Source organism: Achromobacter colocynthidis (genome assembly GCF_057334535.1).
Map to the genome: position 1 here is coordinate 236,581 of NZ_JBHFIZ010000039.1, position 23,161 is coordinate 259,741.

The following is a 23,161-nucleotide window of genomic DNA, read 5'->3' on the forward strand; positions in this document are numbered from 1 at the left end:
GGGGGGCGGCCGCCAGCACGATGGGGTTGCGCACGCCGTCGGGCGTGGGCGTGACCATGACCAGTTCCTGCACGCCCGCGACCTTGGCGGGAATGGCGTTCATCAGCACCGACGAGGGGTAAGCGGCCTTGCCGCCCGGCACATACAGGCCCACGCGGTCCAGCGGCGTCACCTGTTGGCCCAGCATCGTGCCGTCGGCTTCGGTGTAGGTCCAGGTATGGGCAAGCTGGCGCTCGTGGTAGCTGCGCACGCGGTCGGCGGCGGCTTCCAGCGCGTTGCGTTGCGCGGTGGGCAAGGTGGCCAGCGCGGCGTGCCAATCGGCCTTGGGAATTTCAAGCGTGTCGGCCGAGGCGGCCGGCATGCGGTCAAAGCGCTGCGTGTATTCCACCAGCGCGGCGTCGCCACGCGCGCGCACGTCAGCCAGGATGCCGGCGGCGGCGCGGTCGATGGACTCGTCCTCGGTGGCCTCGAAAGCCAGCAGCTTGGACAGGGCGGATTTGAATCCGGGATCGCGGGAGTCGAGACGATTGATCAGGGCCATGGCGTCATGCAGCAAAGCGGAAAGCGGCCGCCGCGAGGGCGCGGCGGGCGGGGGTCAGGCGTTGCGGGAGGCGGCTCTTTCGAAGGCGTCCAGCAAGGGTTGCAGGCGGGCGCCGCGGGTCTTCAGCGCGGCCTGGTTGACGATCAGGCGCGACGAAATCGGCATGACGTCTTCCACCGCGACCAGGTCGTTGGCGCGTAGCGTGCCGCCGGTGGACACCAGGTCCACGATGCAGTCGGCCAAGCCAACCAGCGGCGCCAATTCCATCGAACCATACAGCTTGATGATGTCCACGTACACACCCTTGGCCGCGAAGTGTTCACGGGCTGAGTGCACGTATTTGGTGGCCACGCGCAGGCGCGCGCCTTGGTGCACGGCGCCTTCGTAGTCAAAGCCATTGCGCACGGCCACGGCCAGGCGGCACTTGGCGATGTTCAGGTCGATGGGTTGGTACAGGCCGCCGGGCTGCTCCTTGGCGTGCTCGATCAGCACGTCCTTGCCCGCGATGCCCAGGTCCGCCGCGCCGTACTGCACGTAGGTGGGCACGTCTGAGGCGCGCACGATGATCAGGCGCAGGCCGGGGTCGCTGGTCGGCAGGATCAGCTTGCGCGAGCTTTCCGGGCTTTCCGTGACTTCGATGCCGGCTTCGGCCAGCAACGGCATGGTTTCTTCAAAAATCCGACCCTTGGACAGCGCCAGGGTCAGGGGCTTCATCGTGGTGGCATTGTTCATTGCCGGGCAGCCTCAAAATGAACGGACCCACTCGGGGGGCAGCAAGCCGAAGGCGCAGCGTGGGGGCTACTACATTTCATGCCTGTTCCTTGCCGGTCACGCGTTGGATGTTCGCGCCCAGGGCGCGCAGTTTGACTTCCATCTGGTCGTAGCCACGATCCAGGTGGTAGATGCGGTCGACCAGCGTGTCGCCATCGGCGGCAAGGCCGGCGATGACCAGGCTGGCGGACGCGCGCAAATCGGTGGCCATGACGGTGGCGCCCGACAGGCGCTTCACGCCACGCACCACGGCGGTGTGGCCGTCGATGTCGATGTCGGCGCCCATGCGGCGCAGTTCCTGCACGTGCATGTAGCGGTTTTCGAAGATCGTTTCGACGATGACGGACGTGCCTTCGGCCACGGCGTTCAGCGCCATGAGCTGGGCCTGCATGTCGGTGGCGAAGCCGGGGTATTCATGCGTGCGAAAACCCACGGCCTTGGGGCGGGTGGACATCGCGCCCCGGATCCAGTCGGGGCCGGTTTCGATGGTCAGGCCGGCGTCGGCCAGCTTGTCCAGCGTGGCGCCCAGGATGGCGGGGTCGGTGTTGGTCAGGCGGATGTCGCCACCAGCCGCGCCCACGGCACACAGGAAGGTGCCGGCTTCGATGCGGTCGGAGATGACGCGGTGCTCGGCGCCATGCAGGCGCTCAACGCCGTCGATCACGATGCGGCCGGTGCCGTGGCCCTGGATGCGGGCGCCCATCTTGATAAGCAGTTCGGCCAGGTCCACCACTTCCGGTTCGCAAGCCGCGTTTTCCAGCACGGTCTGGCCCTCGGCAAGCACGGCGGCCATCAGCAGGTTCTCGGTGCCGGTGACGGTGACCATGTCGGTGCGTACGGACGCGCCCTTCAAGCGCTTGGCGCGCGCCACGACGAAGCCGTGCTCAATGCTGATCTCCGCGCCCAGCGCGGCCAGGCCCTTGATGTGCTGGTCCACCGGCCGCTGGCCGATGGTGCAGCCGCCCGGCAGGCTGACGCGGGCTTCGCCGAAGCGGGCCAGCAACGGGCCCAGCACCAGAATCGACGCGCGCATCGTCTTGACCAGGTCGTACGGCGCTTCCAGCTTGTCGACGCGGTCGGCTTGCAACGTCACCACGCCGTCGGTGCCGCGCGTGGCTTGCATGCCCATGCGCGCCAGCAGGCGCAGCATCGTGGCCGTGTCATTCAGGTGCGGCACGTTGGTCAGCGTCAGCGCGTCGGCGGTCAAGAGGCCGGCGCACAGAATCGGCAGGGCCGAATTCTTGGCGCCGGAAATCGAGATCTCGCCGTGCAGGGGCGTACCGCCGGTGATGCGCAGCTTATCCATTACTTGCCTGCTTGCTGGTATTCGTCAGGGGTCAGTGTGCGCATCGACAGGGCGTGGATCTCGGCCTTCATGCGGTCGCCCAGGGCGGCGTAGACCATTTGATGACGCTGGATCAGGCGCTTGCCTTCGAAGGCCGCGCTGACGATGACGGCGTCGAAATGCGAGCCGTCGCCTTGCACGTCAAGATGTTCACAGGACAGGCCGTCCGCAATGTATTGGCGGACTTGCGCGGGAGTGGGAAGCATGGACGTCAGTTCCTGAGTTTGTAGCCGCTGGCCAGAAGCCGCAGCGCGTAAAGCGAGAGCGCCAGGAATACCCCCGTCACCACCGCTAGGCTGCGCCAGGGCGAGACGTCCGACACCGAGAAGAATCCGTAGCGGAAACCGTCGATGGCGTAGAAGATGGGGTTCCAGTGGGACACGGCCTGCCAGAACGGCGGCAGGGTGTGGATGGAATAGAACACGCCGGACAGGAACGTCGCGGGCATGATCAAAAAGTTCTGGAAGGCGGCCAGCTGGTCGAATTTTTCAGACCACAGGCCCGCAACCACGCCCAGCACCGCCATGATGCCGCAGGACAGCACCGCGAACACCAGCAGCCACAGCGGGTTGGCCGGCACCAGCGACACAAAGCACAGCGCCACGAACCAGACGAACACGCCCACCGTCAGGCCGCGCACGATGGCCGCCAGCACGAAGGCGCCGAAGATGTCGCGGTGCGACAGCGGCGGCAGCAGCATGAACACCAGGTTGCCCGTGATGCGGCTTTGGATCAGAGACGAGGACGGGTTGGCGAAGGCGTTCTGCAGCATGCTCATCATCATGAGCCCGGGGATCAGGAACGCGGTGTAGGGCACGGTGCCATACACCATCAGGCGCCCTTCCAGCACGTGCGCAAAAACCAGCAGATACAGCAGCGCCGTGATGACGGGCGCGGCGATGGTCTGGAAACCCACCTTCCAGAAGCGCAGCAATTCCTTGCGCAGCAGGGTGGGAAAGCCGGAACCCGCATCCAGGCGGGGCTGCACCAGCGGCTGGCTGGCGGTCGCGTTGGACTGCGTCATGACGAGATCTCTTCAGGTTGCAGGGCGGGCGCGGCGGGTTCGTCGCCTTGGTGCATGATGCGCACGAAAGCGTCTTCCAGGTCGACGCCGCCCACGCGCGCCATCAGCGCCTGCGTGGTGTCCAGCGCGACGATGCGGCCGCGCTTGAGCATGGCGATGCGGCCGCACAGGGCTTCCGCTTCTTCCAGGTAATGCGTGGTCAGCATGATGGTGTGGCCGGCCTTGTTCAGGCGCGAAATGAATTCCCACAGCGTGCGGCGCAGGTCGACGTCAACGCCCGCCGTGGGCTCGTCCAGCACGATGACCGGCGGACGGTGCACCAGCGCCTGCGCCACCAGCACGCGGCGTTTCATGCCGCCGGACAGCGCGCGCATGTTGTTGTCGGCCTTGTCGGCCAGGCCCAGGTTGAACAGGATTTCGTCGATCCAGTCGTCGTTGTTGCGCAGGCCGAAGTAGCCGGACTGGATGCGCAGCGTTTCGCGCACGGTGAAGAACGGGTCGTAGACCAGCTCTTGGGGCACGACGCCCAGCGAACGCCGCGCCGCCTTGTAGTCGGTGACGACGTCATAGCCACAGACGCTGGCCCGGCCGGAAGTGGCGTGCGCCAAACCGGCAAGAATCGAAATCAGTGTGGTCTTGCCCGCGCCATTGGGCCCCAGCAGGCCGAAGAATTCGCCGTGTTCGATGTTCAGGCTGACATTGTCCAGCGCCTGGAAGCCGGGGGCGGGCTTGCGCCCAAGCAGCTTTTGCCAGCCGCGCTGGCGCGGCGAGTAGATCTTGGAGACGTTTTCGAGACTGACGGCTGACATGACGGCGGGTGGTGCCCGGAAAAGAGCGAATTGATCATTATATAAGCGCGCCGTGACGGCAAGCGCCTATGGCCCCGGCAAGCGTGGGGAATGCGCAGGTTATGCGTCCCCGAAATAATCGGCCCGGCGGGCCACTGAGGGCGCGCCGGGCCGAAAGCAGCCGGAACCTTGTGCTTACTGGTTGCGCTTGTTCAGCGCCTGGATCAGGCCGTCGATGCCGCTCTGGTTGATCTGCTGCGCAAACTGGTTGCGGTAGTTTTCAATCAGCCAGATGCCTTCGACGTTCATGTCGTAGATTTTCCAGCCTTGCGGGGTCTTTTCCAGGCGGTAATCCACGCCGGTGGGCTGGCCGTTGGACTGGCTGATAAGGGTGCGCACGACCACGTCGTCGGCCTTGGGATCGCCACGGAACGGCAGCGCCTTGACCGAGGTGTCGGGCGTGACGCGCGTCAGCGCGCCGCTGTACGTGCGCACCAGCGTGCCACGGAACGCATCGGCCAGTTCGGTCTTCTGCTGCTCGGAAGCCTGGCGCCAGAAGCGCCCGGCGGCCAGGCGCGTGGTCTTCTGGAAGTTGACGTACGGCAGGATGTGCTGGTTGACCACTTCGTTGATGCGCGTGGTGTTGCCGGCTTTGACGGCACCGTCGGCCTTCAGCACGTCCAGAGCCTCATTGGCCGTGGCGATGACGAATTGGTCGGGCGGACCATTGGGATCGGGTTTGGCCTGGGCAGCGCCGGCCGCGGCCAGGCCGACAAGGCCCGCGAAGGCCAGGCGTTGCAACAGGGAAACAAAAGCAAATCGCATCAAAACTCCTTACTGTACCGATGAACGCAAGGCCACAGCTTACTTGGTTGCGGGCGCCGGCGCCGGGGCGGCCTTGCCGGCGGCAGGGGCATCGTCCTCGTCGTCTTCGTAGTTGGGCAACGAGCTTTCGTCGTCAACGCGGTGGCCCAGCACCATGGCGTTGCGGCGTTGCAGATAGGCGTCGCGGATGAAGCTGTACGGGTCCAGGGCAACGCGGTCGACGGTGTCGGTGGCGTCCAGCAGGCTGGCGCGCGTGTCGACCAGGCGCAGACCCCACAGCGAGTTGCGCAGGCGCACGTTGTCGATGGAATCGATGCCCATGTAGCCATAGGTGGTGCCGGCGAAATCGCCGACCAGGCCCGCGCCGTCTCGCACGGTGGACGAACCAAAGATGGGCAGCACCAGGTACGGACCCTGGCCAAAGCCCCACACGCCCAGCGTGGTGCCGAAGTCGTTCGGGATCTTGCGGGCGCCATTGGCCGAGGCCACGTCAAAGCAGCCGCCCACGCCCATGGTGGTGTTGAACAGGAAGCGGCCCAGCGTGTTCACGAAGTCGTGGCCACGACCTTGCAGGAAGCTGTTCGTGCCCGACCAGAGGTCGGTCATGTTGCTGAAGATGTTGTGCACGCAACTGCGCACGGGCTGCGGCGTGACGAAGGTATAGGCCTGGGCCACCGGCTTGAATACCGCGCGGTCGACCGTGTCATTGAACTTGTAAACGCCCCGGTTAAAGCCTTCCCACGGATCGCGCGGGTCCGGGTTCTGCGGCGCGGCGCAGCCGGCCATCAGGGCACCCGCCGCCGCGATGGTGGCAATTCGGGAAAGTGCGTTCTTGTTCATGATCAGGAGATCCCTATCAACGATGCTTATGTTACGGCGATGTCGAGGCGCGGCCCGTTACGGCCCGTTGCGCATCGTCTTTAATTTGGCGCTTTCGCGGCAGGTTCAGGCGAAGTGGTGCCTTCTTTTTCGGCGGACCCGTACAGGAACTGGCTGATCAACTGCTCCAGCACAACCGCGCTCTGTGTATAGCGGATTTTTCCGCCGTCGGTAAAGTTCTCTTCCTCGCTACCCGCCGTCAAGCCCAGGTACTGCTCGCCCAGCAAGCCGGACGTGAGGATCGATGCCGATGAGTCTTTGGGAAACTGATAGGCCTTTTCCAGGTTCACCGACACGACCGCCTGGAAGGTCTTGTCGTCGAAGGTGATGCTGGACACGCGGCCCACCACAACGCCCGCGCTCTTGACGGCCGCGCGCGGCTTGAGGCCGCCTACGTTATCGAAATTGGCTGAAAGCGTATAGGTGGGGGCGAAGGAAAAGGTGCTGAGGTTGCCGGCCCGCAACGCCAGGAACACCAGCGCGACCGCGCCCAGCAATACGAACAGGCCTACCCAGAAGTCGGTTTTTTCGCGTGACATGATCAATCCGTTTCAATTTCCAAACATCAAGGCGGTGAGCAGGAAGTCCAGCCCAAGTACCGCCAGGGAACCCACGACCACGGTGCGCGTGGTGGCGCGCGCAACGCCTTCCGGGGTGGGCTTGGCCTGCCAGCCTTCATACAGCGCGACCAACGTGACCGTGATGCCGAACACCACGCTCTTGATGACGCCGTTGGCCACGTCTTTCCAGACGTCGACGCCGCTTTGCATTTGCGACCAGAAAGCGCCCGCGTCCACGCCGATCATCACGACGCCGACGACCCAGCCGCCCAGGATGCCCACCATGGAAAACACCGCGGCCAAGATAGGCATGGCGATGATGCCGCCCCACAGGCGCGGCACCAGCACGCGGCGGATGGGGTCGACGGCCATGACTTCCATGGCGGCCAGTTGTTCGCCCGCCTTCATCAGGCCGATCTCGGCGGTGAGCGACGTGCCCGCCCGCCCGGCGAACAACAGCGCCGTGACGACAGGCCCCAGTTCGCGCACCAGGGACAGCGCCACCAGCAAGCCCAGCGCTTCTTCGGAGCCGTAGCGGTTCAGCGTGTAATAGCCTTGCAGCCCCAGCACAAAGCCCACGAACATGCCCGACACGGCGATGATCAGCAGCGAATAGTTGCCGATGAAATGGACTTGCTGCGACACCAGGCGGGGGCGCGAGAACACGATGCCGCTGCGCGCCAGCATGCCGCCGAAAAAGCGGGTGAAAAAGCCGATGCCGGAGACCTGCTTGCGCACCCAGCCGCCCACCGCGTCGACCGCGTTGTTGGAACCGCTCATGCTTTGCGCCCTTTCTGTTGGGACAGCCACTTTTGGAAAGCGGGCGTCTCGGGGTACTGGAACGCGACCGGGCCGTCGGGGTCGCCTTTCAGGAATTGCTGGACATAGGGGTCTTGCGACGCCGACAGCGTTTCAGGCGTGCCGGCCGCGGCCAGCTTGCCCTGGCCGACCAGGTACACGTGGTCGGCGATGGAAAAGGATTCTTGAACGTCGTGGGTGATCAGCACCGAGGCGCAGCCCAGCCGGTCGGCCAGGTGGCGGATCAGTCGGGCGGTAATGCCCAGCGATATCGGGTCCAGCCCGGCAAAGGGCTCGTCGTACAGGATGAGTTCGGGTTCCAGCACCACGGCGCGCGCCAAGGCCACGCGCCGCGCCATGCCGCCGGAGACTTCGGCAACCTTCAGATGCGCGGCAGCGCGCAGGCCGACGGCGTCGAGTTTGTCCAGCGCCCGCTCGGTAACGTCGGCCTCGGACAGGCGGGTGTGTTCGCGCAGCGGGAAAGCGACGTTTTCGAACACGTTCAGATCGGTGAACAGGGCGCCTTGCTGGAACAGCACGCCCATGCGCTTGCGCAGGGCCTGCAATTCGTCGGGGTTGGCGCGGCTGATGTCCTGGCCGAACGCATGCACCTGGCCTTGCCGGGCGATGAGCTGGCCGGTGGCCGCGCGCAACAGCGTGGTCTTGCCCGAGCCCGAGCCGCCCATGATGGCGACCACTTCGCCCGCGCGCACGTCCATGGAGATGTCGCGCAAGACGGTGAAATCACCATAGCCTAGCGCCACACCGTCCAGGCGCAGGGCGAATTCCGGGGTGCTGCTTGATTGAGCGGGCATGGGCAACGAAAGGGTGTTTCGGTGGCGGAGCTTGCCCTGTCGGCTTGTCGATACGCAGGGCCGATAGCCGAGGCTGCGCGGGGCGAGACAAGCGGTGGCGGGAAGCGCCCGGTTACTCAGGTGCGGGGGCCAAGACAGGCGATGGCTCCCAGCGGCGAGGCGCCATTGTAGCTCGACGCTTTGTAATCACAATGTAAGGGGCCGCCCATGGAACAGTGTTTTCGGCATGGGGGACAATCCGGCCCGAATGCCGCACGGGCGCCCGCGGCCAGGGCGGCGGGCCGGGGGCACCGCCCTGGCTGGCGGTGGCGTCGCGGTAAGCGGGAATTGGTGTCGCGTCAGTGGCGCGCTTGCGCGGCGGCAAGTTCCTGCGCCAGGCGGCGGACGAGGTCAGCCGTGGACTCGCGCCGGGCCAGCGGCGCGGCCTGCCCCGCCCACAGGGACAGAACATTGATGTTGCCCGCCTTGCCGCCTTCGGTGCGCATCGGGCGGGTCAGGGCGTTCTGCAGGGGATACGGCAGGATGTCGGCAGCGATGGCGTCCGCGTCCTGCATGAAGGCGTTGGCGATGCCGCGCGCGGGGCGGCCGGAAAACGCCCGGGTCAGGCGCGATTGTTCCGAGCGCGATGCCGGCAGCACGGCCTTGTAGGCGTCGCTGATGCCGGATTCATCGGTCGTCAGAAAGGCTGTCCCCATTTGTGCGGCCTGGGCGCCCAGCGCCAGCGAGGCGGCGATGCCACGGCCATCCATGATGCCGCCGGACGCAATCACCGGCAGCGAAACCGCGTCCGCCATCTGGGGCACCAGCGCCATGGTGCCGATCAGCGATTGCTCGAAGCCGTCCAGGAACGTGCCACGATGCCCGCCCGCTTCCGCGCCCTGGGCCACCACGGCGTCCACCCCGTCCTGTTCCAGCGTGACCGCTTCGCGCACCGTGGTGGCGGTGCCCACCGTCAGGATGCCCAACTCGCGGCAGCGCGCCAGGACATCGGGGGCGATGCGGCCGAACGTGAAGCTGAAGACGGCGGGGCGCAGGCGCAGGATGGCGTCAATCTGGCCGGGCAGCGGATCCGCCTGCGGGCCCGGCATGGTCGGGGCCGGCAGGCCCAATTGCGCGTGGTAGCGGGCCATCAAGGCCAGCATCCGGTCGGCATCGCCCTGCATGGGCTGGTCCGGCACGCTGGCGAACAGGTTGATCGCGAACGGCCGGTCCGTTCGGGCGCGGATGGCGTCCACGGCGGCTTCAATCTGCGCCGGGCTCATGTAAGCCGCCCCAAGCGATCCCAGGACCCCCGCCTTGGATGCCTCGGACACCAGCTCCACCGGCGTGGCGCCGCCAGCCATGGGCGCCTGGATGATGGGATGGTCCAGCTTCAGCAGATCAAGCAGACGGGGGGACATGGGATGACTCCTCTGGGTTATTGAAGCTGGATGTTTCCAGCCTTGATGACGTGGGCCCACTTCTCGGTTTCGCTCTTGATGAAGGCAGCGAATTCCTCGGGCGTGCCGCCGCCGGCCTGGCTGCCCGTGTCGGCAATGGCTTTTTGCACGTCCGGTTCTTTCAGGATGCGGTTGAACTCGGCGTTCAGCTTGGCGATGATCGGCGCGGGAGTGCCGGCCGGGGCGACGATGCCTTGCCAGTTGTAGGACTCGAAGCCGGTCAGGCCCGATTCGGCCATCGTCGGCACATTGGGCAACACGGCCAGGCGCTTGGCGGACGTGACGGCAATGGGGTGGATCTTGGCGCCCTGGATGGCCGGCAGCGCGGAATAGCCCATTTCGAACATCATCGAGATATGGCCGCCCATCAAGTCGGTGGCGGCCAGGCTGCCGCCCTTGTAGGGCACGTGCACGATGTCGATCTTGGCTTGTTCCCGGAACATTTCGCCCGACAGGTGATGCGCGCCGCCCACGCCGGACGAACCGAACGACAGCTTGCCGGGTTGCTTCTTGGCCAGCGCGATCAGGTCGTCCAGCGTCTTGACCGGCAGTTCGTTGTTCACGCTCAGCACCAGCGGGCTGTTCTCGATCAGGATGATCGGCGCCAGGTCCTTTTGCGGGTTGTAGGGCATGTCCTTCATCAGCGTCGGGTTGACGGCCATCGGCGCCAGGTTGCCCGTGCCGATGGTGTAGCCGTCAGGCGCGGCCTTGGCGATCAGGCTGGTGCCGACCACGCCGCCCGCGCCCGCCTTGTTTTCAACCACGATGGGTTGCCCCAGCGATTCGCCCAGCTTGCGTGCCAGCAGGCGCACGCGCGTGTCGGCAAAGCCGCCCGGTGCGTAGGGCACGATCATGGTGATGGGCTTGGCGGGCCAGTCGCCAGTTTGGGCGTGGGCGGCGCCGCTGAAGGCGGCAACGGCCGACAGCGCGGCAATCAGGGGGCGCAGTGCTTTCATGCTGGGTGACTCCTCGTTCTTTTCTCTAATGTGTACAGCCCTGGGGGCCGATCGCATTATGCCCAGCGCCTTCGCCTTCTGTCGTGATTTTTCCCAACCGCCATGCCGACAGCGCCAGCAGTGCCGCGCCGCCACCCAGCACCTGCGCCAGGCCCGCGCCCCAGTGGGCGGCCCACGATGCCAAGAGCGGCCCCAGGATCTGGCCGGCCGCGAAGGCGGCGGTCATAAGGGCGGCGGCACGCGGGGCGGCAGCGCCCGCCATGCGCCGGGCCGTCAATATGCCGGCCTGGGTAATCACCATGAAGGTGCCGCCCACCAGCAGCGCGGCCACGATCACGGCGGCAATGTGCTGCCACAGCGCCACCGCCAGCATGCCGGCGGCCATGAGGGCCTGCGCGGCCTGCCAGACGCGCTTTTCGTCGCGACGGCGCGCCAGGCGGGGAACCAGCAGGCAAGATACCGCCGCGGCCAGGCCGAACAGCGGCCAGGCCCAGCCGAAGATCGCGGGGTTGGGGATAACCTGCTTGGCCATGGCGGGCAGGAATGTTGCGGGGATGATGTAGCCCACGCCGAAGACGCCGTAGTGCAGCGCCAGGCGGGGGATGACGCGGGGCAAGCGGGCGGTCGGTGCGGGGGGCGGTGTGTTTGGGGCGGTTGCGGTGTTTGAGGTGTTTGCAGCGTTTGCGGCGTTTGCAGCGCTCGCAGCGTTTGGCGCGTTTGCAGTGTTTGGGGAGTTCGCAGCGCTTGGCGCGGCCGGCGCGGTCGGCGCCGCTGCTGGCGCCGGCCGGTTCAGGCCCGGCCAAGCCATGGCGGACAGCGCTAATGTCAGCGCGCCCAGTATCAGCCAAGTGCCGTCGGCCCCCACCTTCCAGGCCATCAAACCCAGGCAAGCCAGCCCCGTCAGCGCGATACCGGCGCCTACCCCGGCGTAGGTCAGCGCCGCCGTGGCGGGTTCGCGCGGGTCTCCTTGGGGTACGACGCGGCTGGAGGCCACGCAGATGAAGGCGCTGGCGCTGGCGTAACCGGCGGCCAGCCGCAGCGCGCACCAGACCGCCACGTTATGCGTAAGCGGCATGGCCAGGGTCAAAAGCGCCACGGCCAGCAGGCTGATGGCAAGCTGCGCGCGGGCGTGGCGCACCGGCCAGGCCACGGCGGCCAGCGCGCCTAATAGGTAGCCGGCGTAGTTGGCCGATGCCATCCAGCTTCCCTGGGCCAAAGACAACCCGCCTTCCTGCGCCATCAGCGGCCACACCGGCGTAAAGGCGAATCGGCCGATGCCCATGGCGGCGGCCAGCGCCAGCGCCGCCGGCCAAGCCAGGCTGGCCGCGCTGCGGGAATCGAAACTGGAAGGGTAAGCAGGCGTTGACATGCGCCCACTCTACGGCTGTACTTATATCTTGAATAGTGAATTATTAAGAACACAGGTTCTTGAAATGAGAAACTTGGATCTCGACGCCTTGCAGATTTTCAAAGCGGTGGCCGACCAGGGCGGCGTGGCGCGCGCCGCCGCGCACCTGAACCGGGTGCAGTCCAACGTGTCGACGCGCCTGAAGCAGTTGGAGGCCTCGCTGAACGCCCCGCTGTTTCGGCGCCAGAACAGGCGGCTGGTGTTGTCGGACCAGGGGCGCGTGCTGCTGTCATACGCTGATCGCCTTTTGCGCCTGTCCGACGAAGCCCAGGCCGCCGTGCGCGATGGCGCGCCGCAAGGCGTGCTGCGCATCGGCACCATGGAAAGCACGGCGGCCGCGCGCTTGCCGCCGATTCTGGCGGCCTATCACGCGGCCTGGCCGCAAGTGGGCATTGAACTTGTCACTGGCACGTCGGGCGCGCTGGCGGCCAAGGTCCGCAACTACGAGATCGAAGCCGCCTTTGTGGCCCAGCCGTTTCCCGACGAGGGCCTGGCGGCCATGGATGCCTTCGATGAAGACCTGGCGTTGATCTCGCCGCTGGCCTGGGGCGACATCGATGGCGCCCGCGACGTGGGCGGCCGCACGGTGATCGCGTTTGCGGCGGGGTGCTCGTATCGGCGCATCCTGGAATCCTGGCTGAACCACGAAGGCGTGGCGCCCGCGCGCGTGATGGAGTTTGCGTCGTATCACGCCATCGTGGCGTGCGTGGCCGCGGGCTCTGGCGTGGCCATCGTGCCGCGTTCGGTGTTGGCGGTGTTGGGGGCGGAGCATTCCGTCCGCGTCAGCGCGCTGCGCGGCCCGTATGGGCAGGCACGCACGCAGTTGGTCTGGCGCGCGGATGACGACACGCCTGCGTTGCAGGCGCTGCGTCGGCAGTTGCAGCCTGAAGGCAATTGATCTGGATGTGGGTTGCGCGGCATGTCGCGCGCAACCGGTCCTGCCATTGATCAGAAGCGGTAGCCCACGCCCAGCGTCGCCACCCACGGGTCGATGCGCGCGGTGCCGATGTGCTGGCCGTCCAGCTTCACCTTCGACTTGATGTCGATGTAGCGGATGTCCGCGTTCATGAACCAGCGTTCATTGATCTTGAAGTCCGCGCCCAGTTGCGCGGCCACGCCCCAGGAATCTCCCAACTTCAAGTCCGATCCCTTCAGCGCGCCTTCGGCCTGGGTGTCGAAGAAGTGCGTGTAGTTGATGCCGACGCCGATGTAGGGCTGGATCATGCTGTCCGGCAAGATATGCCATTGCAGGCTCAGCGTAGGGGGCAATTGCTTGCTGGAACCGATCTTGCCCAGGCCGCTGCCGCTGACGTCATGCTGGAATGGCCAGGCGCCCAGCAGTTCGATGCCAATGTTGCGCGTCACCATGTAGCCCAGCGTGAAGCTGGGGCGCACGTTGTTGTTGACGTCCAGCTTGACGCTGCCATCCAGTACGGTGCCGTTGTTGGACGAGGGGCGAACCTGCGTGACGCCCACCCGGAACAGCACGTCGCCCGCTTCATGCGCGTGCGCCGGCGCGGCAAGCCCGCTGGCGGCGATCAGTGCGGCGATGGCAGTGGCGCGGATACGCCCGTTCAGCGAAAACATTTTTCTTCTCCGATCTTTCCATGAGGGTGAGGCCACAGGTTCTCAGACCTGGCGCCCGTCTCGATTGACGTGTATCAACCCGTGAAAAGATGCGGACCACGCCGTGGCGGCGCGGCAACAGAAGCTTTGCGACGCACCGTAGGATGGGTGGAGCGCGAATGAAACGATAAAAGAACGCCGAAGCAGATCGCGCGGAACCCATCAAGCAACGCCGGATTCTTTTGAAGAGCAGCCACATAGCGAGCGCTGCATGATGGGTTGCGCGCGTCAAACGGCAGCGTTCTTCTATCGTTTCACCCGCGCTTCACCCATCCTACGTTCAGCGCCTGGGCGCTGCCCAGATTGACGCGTGAAAAGATGCGGGCCGTGGCGCGGCAACAGAAAGCTTTGCGACGCACCGTAGGATGGGTGGAGCGCGAATGAAACGATAAAAGAACGCCAACGTAGATCGCGCGAAACCCATCAAGCAACGCCGAGTTCTTCTGAAGAGCAGCCACATAGCAACCACTGAATGATGGGTTGCGCGCGTTAAACGGCAGCGTTCTTCTATCGTTTCACCCGCGCTTCACCCATCCTACGTTCAGCGCCTGGGCGCTGCTCAGATTGACGCGTGAAAAGATGCGGACCGTGGCGCGGCAACGGAAGCTTTGCGACGCACCGTAGGATGGGTGGAGCGCGAATGAAACGATAAAAGAACGCCGAAGCAGATCGCGCGAAACCCATCAAGCAACGCCGGGTTCTTCTGAAGAGCAGCCACATAGCGAGCGCTGCATGATGGGTTGCGCGCGTTGGATGGCAGGGTTCTTCTATCGTTTCACCCGCGCTTCACCCATCCTACGTTCAGCCGTGCAGCACGGTCCGGCGGCCCGGTTTCCAAATAGCATTCGCCGCCTTGGCGCTACGGCGCGAAGGCGGCGAATGGGTGTTGCAGAGCCTGAGGATCAGCGCGGCAGTTCGCTGCTGCCCATCAGGAATTCATCCACCGAGCGTGCGCATTGGCGGCCTTCGCGGATGGCCCAGACCACCAGCGATTGGCCACGGCGCATGTCGCCCGCCGCGAAGACTTTTTCCACGTTGGTGCGGTAGTCGTCGGTGTTGGCGCGCACGTTGCCGCGCCCGTCGCGATCCACGCCGAAGGACTCCAGCACGGTCTGCACCGGCGACACAAAGCCCATGGCCAGCAGCACCAGGTCAGCTTTGATCTCGAACTCCGAGCCCTCGACTTCGCGCATCTTCATCTGGCCGGTGGCGTCGTCCTTGAACCATTCGACGCGCGCGCCGACCAGCTTTTCGACCTTGCCGTTGCTGCCCTTGAGCAGCTTGGTGGTCACGGACCAGTCGCGATCGCAGCCTTCTTCGTGCGAGGACGACGTGCGCATCTTCAGCGGCCAGTACGGCCACGTCATGGTCTTGTTTTCGGATTCGGGCGGTTGCGGCATCAGCTCGAATTGCGTGACCGAGGCCGCGCCATGGCGGTTGCTGGTGCCCACGCAGTCCGAACCCGTATCGCCGCCGCCGATCACGACCACGTGCTTGCCCTTGGCCAGCGTCTGGTTGCTCAAGCGGTCACCCGCCACGGCCTTGTTCTGCTGGCGCAGGAAGTCCATGGCGAAATACACGCCCGACAATTCACGGCCCGGAACCGGCAGGTCGCGCGGCGTTTCCGAACCGCCCGTCATGACGATCGCGTCGAATTCCGCCTTCAGCGATTCCGGCGTGCGCACCGTCAGGCCGTCGGCCACGGGGTCTTTCGGATTGCCGATGTAGGTGGACGGCGCGAACTCCACGCCTTCCGCTTCCATCTGCGAGATGCGGCGGTCGATCTGGTGCTTTTCCAGCTTGAAGTCGGGGATGCCGTAGCGCAGCAGGCCGCCGATGCGGTCGCTCTTTTCGAACAGCGTCACCGAGTGGCCGGCGCGCGCCAGTTGCTGCGCGCACGCCATGCCGGCGGGGCCGGAGCCCACCACGGCGACCTTCTTGCCCGTCTTGCGGGCCGGCACTTGCGGCGCCACCCAGCCTTCTTCCCAGCCCTTGTCGATGATCGCGTGTTCGATGGACTTGATGCCCACGGCGTCGCTGTTGATGTTCAAGGTACAGGCGGCTTCACACGGCGCCGGGCAGATGCGGCCGGTGAACTCGGGGAAGTTGTTGGTGGAGTGCAGCACGTCCAGCGCGCGGCGCCAGTCCTGCTTGTACACCAGGTCGTTCCAGTCAGGGATGATGTTGTTGACCGGGCAGCCGTTGTTGCAGAACGGGATGCCGCAGTCCATGCAGCGCGCGGCTTGCTGCTTGGCCTGGTCATCGGTCAGGTGCAGCACGAATTCGCGCCAGTTCTTCAGCCGCTTCTGCGGGGCCTCGGAGGCCTCCTGCAGACGCTGAAATTCCATAAAGCCAGTAATCTTTCCCATGGTATTCCTCACGCAGCCAATTGTTGCTGATTGGCCGCACGCCACATTTCACCCAATGCGCGACGGTAGTCCGTCGGCATGACCTTTACGAATTTGCCGCGCGAGGCTTCCCAGTCGCCCAGGATTTCGCGGGCGCGGTAGCTGCCGGTGTAGCGGAAGTGGTCTTCCACCAGGCGGCGCAAGATGGTTTCATCCGTCTCGCGTTCGCCACCGCGCTGCGCGCTGTGCCAGATGTCGATGTTGTTCAGCGCCTGCTGTTCCGCATGCGGCGCCACGCTTTCCAGTTCCACCATGGACAGGTTCACGCGGTGCTTGAGCGTGCGTTCCGGGTCCCACACGTAGGCCACGCCGCCCGACATGCCGGCCGCGAAGTTACGGCCCGTGGCGCCCAGCACCACGACCGTGCCGCCCGTCATGTATTCGCAGCCGTGGTCGCCCGTGCCTTCCACAACCGTCGCCGCGCCCGAGTTACGCACCGCGAAACGTTCGCCGGCCACGCCGTTGAAGAACGCCTCGCCCGCCAACGCGCCGTACAGCACGGTGTTGCCGGCAATGATGTGGTCGGGGCCGAAGCCGCGGAAGTCGTTGGGCGAGCGCACGATGATGCGGCCGCCCGACAAGCCCTTGCCGACGTAGTCGTTGCCTTCGCCCACCAGGTCCATCGTGATGCCGTGCGCCAGGAACGCGCCGAAGCTTTGGCCGGCGGTGCCGTTGCACTGGATGTGGATGGTGTCGTCCGGCAGGCCGTCGTGGCCGTAGCGCGAGGCCACGGCGCCCGACAGCATGGCGCCGATCGTGCGGTTGCGGTTGCGCACCGGCACGATGAACGACACCTTTTCGCCGCGCTCACGCGCGGGGCGGCTGCGGTCGATCAACTGGTGGTCCAGCGCGTTGGCCAGGCCGTGGTCCTGCTCTTCGGTCTGGCGCACGTCGGCATCCGACTGCGTTTGATGGAACACGCGGGCGAAGTCCAGGCCTTGCGCCTTCCAGTGTTCCACGCCCGAACGCATGTCCAGCAGATCGGCGCGGCCGATCAGGTCGTCGAACTTGCGGATGCCCAACTGCGCCATGATCTCGCGCACTTCTTCGGCGATGAAGAAGAAGAAGTTCACGACGTGTTCCGGCTTGCCCTGGAATTTCTTGCGCAGGACGGGGTCTTGCGTGGCCACGCCCACCGGGCAGGTGTTCAGGTGGCACTTGCGCATCATGATGCAGCCTTCCACCACCAGCGGCGCCGTGGCGAAACCGAATTCATCAGCGCCCAGCAGCGCGCCAATGACGACGTCGCGGCCGGTCTTCATCTGGCCGTCGGCCTGCACGCGGATGCGGCTGCGCAGGCGGTTCAAGACCAACGTCTGCTGCGTTTCGGCCAGGCCCAGTTCCCACGGCGTGCCCACGTGCTTGATGGACGACACCGGGGACGCGCCCGTGCCGCCGTCATGGCCGGCGATCACAACGTGATCGGCCTTGGCCTTGGCGACACCGGCGGCCACCGTGCCCACGCCCACTTCGGACACCAGCTTGACCGACACCGAGGCCTTGGAATTCACATTCTTTAGATCGTGGATCAGTTGGGCCAGGTCTTCAATGGAATAGATGTCGTGGTGCGGCGGGGGCGAAATCAAGCCCACGCCCGGCACGGAATAGCGCAGCTTGGCGATGTATTCCGACACCTTGTGGCCGGGCAACTGGCCGCCTTCGCCGGGCTTGGCGCCCTGGGCCATCTTGATCTGGATCTGGTCGGCGGACGACAGGTATTCGGCGGTCACCCCCAAACGGCCCGACGCCACCTGCTTGATCTTCGAACGCAGCGAGTCGCCCTTCTTCAGGGCAACGTCGGCTTCGATACGGTCGGAACCGAGCAGCGAGGCCAGCGTGTCGCCGTCCTTGATGGTGCTCTTGCCTTCGCGCATTTCGGCGCGGTAGCGCAGTTCGTCTTCGCCGCCTTCGCCGGTGTTGGACTTGCCGCCGATACGGTTCATGGCCACGGCCAGCACCGAGTGCGCTTCGGTCGAGATCGAACCCAGCGACATGGCGCCGGTGGCAAAGCGCTTGACGATGTCCTTGGCCGATTCCACGTCATCCAGCGGAATGGCGCGCGTGGGGTCGAAGCGGAACTCGAACAGGCCGCGCAAGGTCATGTGGCGACGGCTTTGGTCGTTGATGATCTGCGCGTATTCCTTGTACGTGCGGTAGTTGTTGGCGCGCGAGGCGTGCTGCAGCTTGGCGATGGAATCCGGCGTCCACATGTGCTCTTCGCCGCGCACGCGGTAGGCGTATTCGCCGCCCGCGTCCAGGTCGTTGGCCAGCACCGGGTCGGTGCTGAAAGCAGCGCGATGCTGGCGCAGCGCTTCTTCGGCCACCTGGAAAATACCGATGCCTTCGATGTTGGACGAGGTGCCGGTGAAGTACTTGTCCACCAGCTTGCTTTGCAGGCCCACGGCTTCGAAGATCTGCGCGCCGGTGTAGGACATATAGGTCGAAATGCCCATCTTGGACATGACCTTGTTCAAGCCCTTGCCGATGGCCTTGATGAAGTTCTTGACCGCCTTTTCGGGGTCATTCATCTTGCCCAGCGATTCCAGCGCCAGGTAGGGGTGGATGGCTTCGGCGCCGTAGCCGCCCAGCAGCGCGAAGTGGTGCACTTCACGCGCCGAACCGGTTTCCACGACCAGGCCGGTGTTGGTGCGCAGGCCGGCGCGGATCAGGTGTTGGTGCACGGCGGACGTTGCCAGCAGCGCGGGGATGGCCACGCGCTCGCTGTCGACCAGGCGGTCCGACACGATCAGGATGTTGTAGCCGCTTTGCACGGCATCGACGGCGCGCGCGCACAGCGCGGCCACGCGGGCTTCAATGCCCTCGGAGCCCCAGGCGGCGGGGTACGTGATGTCGAGCTCGAAGCTGCGGAATTTCTTGCCCGTGACCTGTTCGATGTCGCGGATCTGCGCCATGGCGGCGAAGTCCAGCACCGGCTGGGACACTTCCAGGCGTAGCGGCGGATTGACGTTGTTGATGTCCAGCAGGTTGGGCTTGGGGCCGATGAACGACACCAAGGACATCACCAACTGTTCGCGGATGGGGTCGATGGGCGGGTTCGTGACCTGCGCGAACAACTGGCGGAAATAGTTGTAGAACGGCTTGGCGCGGTCGGACAACACGGCCAGCGGGGCGTCGTTGCCCATCGAGCCGATCACTTCCTCACCGGTCGACGCCATGGGTTCCAGGATGAACTTGTAGTCTTCCTGGGTCCAGCCGAAGGCTTGCTGGCGGTCCAGCAGCGACACGGCCGATTGCGTGGCAACGGCGGTCTGGCGCGGCGCGGGCAGCGATTCCAGCTTGATCTGCAGGCGCTCGATCCATTGGCGGTACGGGCGGCTGTTGGCCAGTTGCAGCTTGATTTCGGCGTCGTCGATGATGCGGCCTTGTTCCAGGTCGATCAGGAACATCTTGCCCGGCTGCAGGCGCCACTTCTTGACGATGCGGTTTTCCGGAATCGACAGCGTGCCGGCTTCGGACGCCAGGATGACCATGTCGTCATCGGTGACCAGGTAGCGGGCGGGGCGCAGGCCGTTGCGGTCCAGCGTGGCGCCGATCTGGCGGCCATCGGTGAACGCGACGGCGGCGGGGCCGTCCCACGGCTCCATCATGGCGGCGTGATATTCGTAGAAAGCGCGGCGCGACTCGTCCATCTGCGTGTGCTGTTCCCAGGCTTCCGGGATCATCATCATCATGGCGTGGGCCAGCGAGTAGCCCGAATTCACCAGCAGTTCCAGGCAGTTGTCGAACGTAGCGGTGTCCGACTGGCCTTCATAAACGATGGGGTACAGCTTCTTCAGGTCGTCGCCCAGCACGGCCGACTGCATCATGCCTTCGCGGGCGCGCAGCCAGTTGAAGTTGCCCTTGACCGTGTTGATTTCGCCGTTGTGGGCAATCATGCGGTACGGGTGGGCCAGCGGCCAGGCGGGGAACGTGTTGGTCGAGAAGCGTTGGTGCACCAGCGCCAGGGCGGACACCGTGCGGGTGTCGGCCAGGTCGCGGTAGTAGCGGCCAACCTGGTCGGCCAGCAGCAGGCCCTTGTAGACCACGGTGCGCACCGATGCCGACGGCACGAAGTATTCCTTGCCGTGGGCCAGATGCATGGCCTGGATGGCGTGGCTGGCGGTCTTGCGGATGACGTACAGCTTGCGTTCCAGCGCGTCCGGCACCATCACGTCGGCGCCACGGCCGATGAACAACTGGCGGATGACGGGTTCGCAATCGCGCACGGTAGGCGACATGGGCATGTCGACGTCCACCGGCACATTGCGCCAGCCCAGCACGACCTGGCCTTCTGCGCGCACCGAGCGTTCAAGCTCTTGTTCGCAAGCCAGGCGCGAGGCGGTTTCCTTGGGCAGGAACACCATGGCCACGCCGTATTCACCCGGAGGCGGCAGGATGATGCCTTGCTGGCTGAGCTCGTCGCGATAGAGCGTGTCGGGAATCTGGATCAGGATGCCCGCGCCGTCGCCCATCAGCTTGTCCGCGCCAACCGCGCCGCGGTGGTCCAGGTTTTCAAGGATCTTCAGGCCTTGCTGGATGATCGCGTGGCTTTTCTTGCCCTTGATGTGCGCAACGAATCCAACGCCGCAGGCGTCATGCTCGTTCTTGGGGTGGTACAGACCCTGGGCCGCGGGCATACCGATACGGGACGCATCGATAGGGGTGGCCTTGGGCGTGGGACAGGATTCGATCGGGGTAATTTGGGGCATGGCGCGCTCCGCAGTGAGCCTGCGTCGTAATGTTGCAGTGCAGGAGACGGACAATACCCCCACCGAGGGTAGGGTGCAATAAAAACAAAAGGGGTATGACCCTATTTATATCGATGCTCCATCATAGGGCATTAATTTAGGGACATAACAATGGCCGCGCCGTTATTGGCCGGGCGTGCAGGGGTATGCGCGAGTGGATCCGAGCCTGCACCAAAATCGATCTATTTTGATTGATGCGTCCCTATTTATTAATGCATCGTTGGGCCCATCGCGTGTGGCGAAAAATGCACAGCCGGACGAGCTCGGCTCTCCAAGGGACCAATAAAAAACCCGCCAAGCAGGCGGGTCGGGAAATTCAGGAAGTTGCCGGAGGGTTGTTGCCCGGCGCTGGCGGCGCGGGCGAATCCGATTCCGTCGCGGCGGCGGGTTTCTTGCGCGGCCGGCCGCGCTGGCCGGGAGCCACGCGCCGACTGGCGGTATGTGCCAGGCTGGCAATGAAGCTGGGTCCGCCCAATGCCCACTGGCCGGATACGGCTTGATCAATGCGTTGGGATTCTTCTCGCGACAAGCCGTCTTGCAAGCGTTTGCGGTAATTGGCCTGGCGGTCGAACGGCGTGTTGCCGCAAGCCCAGTAATCGGCGTGGTCCGACTGCCATTGCACAGGCGCGGCGGTGGTGTTGCCGGTGTGGCTGGCCGCCGAAGACCAGGGCCATGAATCAGGGTCTTGCGATGCGCCGCTGCGCACGGGATACGTTTCCAGCCAGACCAGCGCCGGCAGCACCCACGCGCCCGGTTCCAGCAAGGCGGATCGGTAACGCCCCGCGAAGACCCGGCCACCGCGCAGGCGGGCGGCCAGATTGCGGCCCAGCGTCTGCATCAACCGAGGCAAACCTTCTTCGTCGGCGGGCGTGGCCAACAGCAGGATGCGGTCGTTGGCCAACAGCCAGCCGTGCACCGAGACCCGATGGCGTTGAGCGGATTCGCCCAGCCAGGTGGCGAGTTGGTTCAGGATGTCGGCGGGCGCGGGTTGAGACGGCGCGGCCAGCGGCGAAATGAAGTTGGCCTGCACCAGTTGGGGCAGCCCAGGGGCGTACAGGCGGGGCAGACGGGCCATAGTGTCAGGGCTTGCGTATCTGGAAGAACGGGTTGTCTTCGCTCACGGTATATAAATAGTGCCACGATGGGCGCTGGTCAAGTACCGCGATCACAATATGGGCACGGAATCGCTTTTTTTTGTCGTCCGGCCTGTATGCAGGGCAGGTTAACATTCGGCGACGGAACGTCGTACCGTGGATATACCCTAACCCGTCGACGAATTTTTCATCCCCCCGACCGGAGAACGTCCATGCCCGTGGCCCTGGAACTCATTTCCCAGCATCGCTGCTTTGGCGGTACGCAGCGCTACTACCGCCATGAGTCCGCCCAGATCGGCCTGCCCATGCGTTTTTCGGTCTTCGTGCCGCCCCAGGCCGAGCAAGGCCCCGTGCCCGTGTTGTTCTTTCTGGCAGGCCTGACCTGCACCGAAGAGACCTTCATGATCAAGGCCGGCGCGCAGCGACTGGCGGCGGAACTGGGCGTCATGCTGGTGACGCCGGACACCAGTCCGCGCGGCGCCAACGTGCCCGGCGAAGACGAAAGCTGGGACCTGGGTACCGGCGCGGGCTTCTATGTGGATGCCATCACGCCGGCTTGGCGCGACCACTACCGCATGTATAGCTACGTGACCGAAGAACTGCACGCCATCGTCACGGGCGACACGTTGCCGGGCGATGCGTCGCGCACAGGCATCTTCGGCCACTCCATGGGGGGCCATGGCGCGTTGGTGCTGGCACTGCGCAACCCGGGCAAATTTCGGTCGGTGTCGGCCTTTGCGCCCATCGCCGCGCCCAGCCAGTGCCCGTGGGGCAAAAAAGCGTTCGGCGCCTACCTGGGCGACAACCCCGCCGAATGGGCCGCGTACGACGCGGCTTCGCTGATGCAGGGGCTGAAGCAGCCTTTTCCCGCCGGCATCCTCATCGACCAGGGCGAATCCGACCAATTCCTGGCCGAGCAGTTGTATCCCGAGGTGTTCGAAGCTGCCTGCGCCACCGCCGGCCAGCCGCTTACCCTGCGCCGCCAGCCCGGTTACGACCACGGCTACTACTTCATCTCAACCTTCATCGAAGATCACATCCGGTTTCACGTCGAGCGGCTTGGAAAACCGGCGGGGTGAAAGCCCGCTTCTATACTGGGGAGCCTGCCGCGGCAGGCTCGCGGCGCCCTGGGCGCC

19 protein-coding genes and 1 pseudogene are annotated in these 23,161 nt (G+C 65.2%); 2 read left to right on the plus strand and 18 right to left on the minus strand.

Features of this window, described 5'->3' with window-relative positions; genetic code table 11:
* The 14 genes and pseudogenes from ACE04A_RS27625 to ACE04A_RS27690 all read right to left on the minus strand — a co-directional run.
* Positions 1–541, minus strand: a pseudogene (locus ACE04A_RS27625) (histidinol dehydrogenase); the annotation flags it as partial.
* A 54-nt stretch (positions 542–595) separates the two neighbouring features.
* Complete coding sequence (gene hisG / locus ACE04A_RS27630) at positions 596–1,273, minus strand: ATP phosphoribosyltransferase (RefSeq protein ID WP_100853529.1); 678 nt, start codon at positions 1,271–1,273, stop codon at positions 596–598.
* 76 nt (positions 1,274–1,349) lie between these two features.
* Positions 1,350–2,618: a UDP-N-acetylglucosamine 1-carboxyvinyltransferase gene (gene murA / locus ACE04A_RS27635; RefSeq protein ID WP_279993600.1), complete on the minus strand. Its 1,269-nt coding sequence runs from the start codon at positions 2,616–2,618 to the stop codon at positions 1,350–1,352.
* Positions 2,618–2,863, minus strand: coding sequence for a BolA family protein (locus ACE04A_RS27640; protein WP_046805270.1), 246 nt, complete (start codon positions 2,861–2,863; stop codon positions 2,618–2,620). Before ACE04A_RS27640 ends, murA begins: the two co-directional genes overlap by 1 nt.
* 5 nt (positions 2,864–2,868) lie before the next feature.
* Positions 2,869–3,681: an ABC transporter permease gene (locus ACE04A_RS27645; protein WP_100853527.1), complete on the minus strand. Its 813-nt coding sequence runs from the start codon at positions 3,679–3,681 to the stop codon at positions 2,869–2,871.
* The gene (locus tag ACE04A_RS27650) at positions 3,678–4,490 is read right to left on the minus strand and encodes an ABC transporter ATP-binding protein (protein WP_279993603.1); all 813 of its coding nucleotides are present in this window, start codon (positions 4,488–4,490) and stop codon (positions 3,678–3,680) included. The genes ACE04A_RS27645 and ACE04A_RS27650 overlap by 4 nt, the downstream gene beginning before the upstream one ends.
* Before the next feature lie 174 nt (positions 4,491–4,664).
* Positions 4,665–5,294 carry an MlaC/ttg2D family ABC transporter substrate-binding protein gene (locus ACE04A_RS27655; RefSeq protein WP_448716838.1) on the minus strand — a complete coding sequence of 210 codons (630 nt, stop codon included), beginning with the start codon at positions 5,292–5,294 and terminating at the stop codon, positions 4,665–4,667.
* Between the two features lie 39 nt (positions 5,295–5,333).
* Positions 5,334–6,134: an MlaA family lipoprotein gene (locus ACE04A_RS27660; RefSeq protein WP_259251464.1), complete on the minus strand. Its 801-nt coding sequence runs from the start codon at positions 6,132–6,134 to the stop codon at positions 5,334–5,336.
* An 80-nt stretch (positions 6,135–6,214) separates the two neighbouring features.
* Positions 6,215–6,712 (minus strand): outer membrane lipid asymmetry maintenance protein MlaD, encoded by a 498-nt coding sequence (gene mlaD, locus ACE04A_RS27665; protein WP_100857516.1) that lies wholly within the window; start codon positions 6,710–6,712, stop codon positions 6,215–6,217.
* A gap of 12 nt (positions 6,713–6,724) precedes the next feature.
* On the minus strand, positions 6,725–7,513 hold the full coding sequence (gene mlaE / locus ACE04A_RS27670; RefSeq protein ID WP_100853523.1) for a lipid asymmetry maintenance ABC transporter permease subunit MlaE: 789 nt from the start codon (positions 7,511–7,513) through the stop codon (positions 6,725–6,727).
* Positions 7,510–8,346 (minus strand): ABC transporter ATP-binding protein, encoded by an 837-nt coding sequence (locus tag ACE04A_RS27675; protein ID WP_485820727.1) that lies wholly within the window; start codon positions 8,344–8,346, stop codon positions 7,510–7,512. The genes mlaE and ACE04A_RS27675 overlap by 4 nt, the downstream gene beginning before the upstream one ends.
* A 338-nt stretch (positions 8,347–8,684) precedes the next feature.
* The gene (locus tag ACE04A_RS27680; RefSeq protein WP_485820728.1) at positions 8,685–9,746 is read right to left on the minus strand and encodes an NAD(P)H-dependent flavin oxidoreductase; all 1,062 of its coding nucleotides are present in this window, start codon (positions 9,744–9,746) and stop codon (positions 8,685–8,687) included.
* A gap of 17 nt (positions 9,747–9,763) precedes the next feature.
* On the minus strand, positions 9,764–10,741 hold the full coding sequence (locus ACE04A_RS27685; RefSeq protein ID WP_259251467.1) for a Bug family tripartite tricarboxylate transporter substrate binding protein: 978 nt from the start codon (positions 10,739–10,741) through the stop codon (positions 9,764–9,766).
* A 25-nt stretch (positions 10,742–10,766) separates the two neighbouring features.
* Positions 10,767–12,110 carry a YbfB/YjiJ family MFS transporter gene (locus tag ACE04A_RS27690; RefSeq protein WP_448716840.1) on the minus strand — a complete coding sequence of 448 codons (1,344 nt, stop codon included), beginning with the start codon at positions 12,108–12,110 and terminating at the stop codon, positions 10,767–10,769.
* A gap of 64 nt (positions 12,111–12,174) precedes the next feature.
* On the opposite strand from ACE04A_RS27690, the gene ACE04A_RS27695 reads away from it, so the two are divergent.
* Positions 12,175–13,047, plus strand: coding sequence for a LysR family transcriptional regulator (locus ACE04A_RS27695; RefSeq protein WP_259251469.1), 873 nt, complete (start codon positions 12,175–12,177; stop codon positions 13,045–13,047).
* 50 nt (positions 13,048–13,097) lie between these two features.
* On the opposite strand, the gene ACE04A_RS27700 is transcribed toward ACE04A_RS27695, so the two are convergent.
* The 4 genes from ACE04A_RS27700 to ACE04A_RS27715 form a co-directional block, all read right to left on the minus strand.
* Positions 13,098–13,736 carry an OmpW/AlkL family protein gene (locus tag ACE04A_RS27700; RefSeq protein ID WP_279993607.1) on the minus strand — a complete coding sequence of 213 codons (639 nt, stop codon included), beginning with the start codon at positions 13,734–13,736 and terminating at the stop codon, positions 13,098–13,100.
* A gap of 941 nt (positions 13,737–14,677) precedes the next feature.
* Positions 14,678–16,144: a glutamate synthase subunit beta gene (locus ACE04A_RS27705; protein ID WP_259252678.1), complete on the minus strand. Its 1,467-nt coding sequence runs from the start codon at positions 16,142–16,144 to the stop codon at positions 14,678–14,680.
* Between the two features lie 8 nt (positions 16,145–16,152).
* A complete protein-coding gene (locus tag ACE04A_RS27710) occupies positions 16,153–20,892 on the minus strand; it encodes a glutamate synthase-related protein (protein WP_485820729.1) in 4,740 nt (1,579 codons plus the stop codon).
* Between the two features lie 355 nt (positions 20,893–21,247).
* Positions 21,248–22,006, minus strand: coding sequence for a hypothetical protein (locus ACE04A_RS27715; protein WP_259252679.1), 759 nt, complete (start codon positions 22,004–22,006; stop codon positions 21,248–21,250).
* A 231-nt stretch (positions 22,007–22,237) separates the two neighbouring features.
* Here ACE04A_RS27715 and fghA point away from each other — a divergent pair, with 231 nt between their 5' ends.
* Positions 22,238–23,104 (plus strand): S-formylglutathione hydrolase, encoded by an 867-nt coding sequence (fghA, locus tag ACE04A_RS27720; protein ID WP_279993610.1) that lies wholly within the window; start codon positions 22,238–22,240, stop codon positions 23,102–23,104.
* The last annotated feature ends 57 nt before the right edge of the window (positions 23,105–23,161 follow it).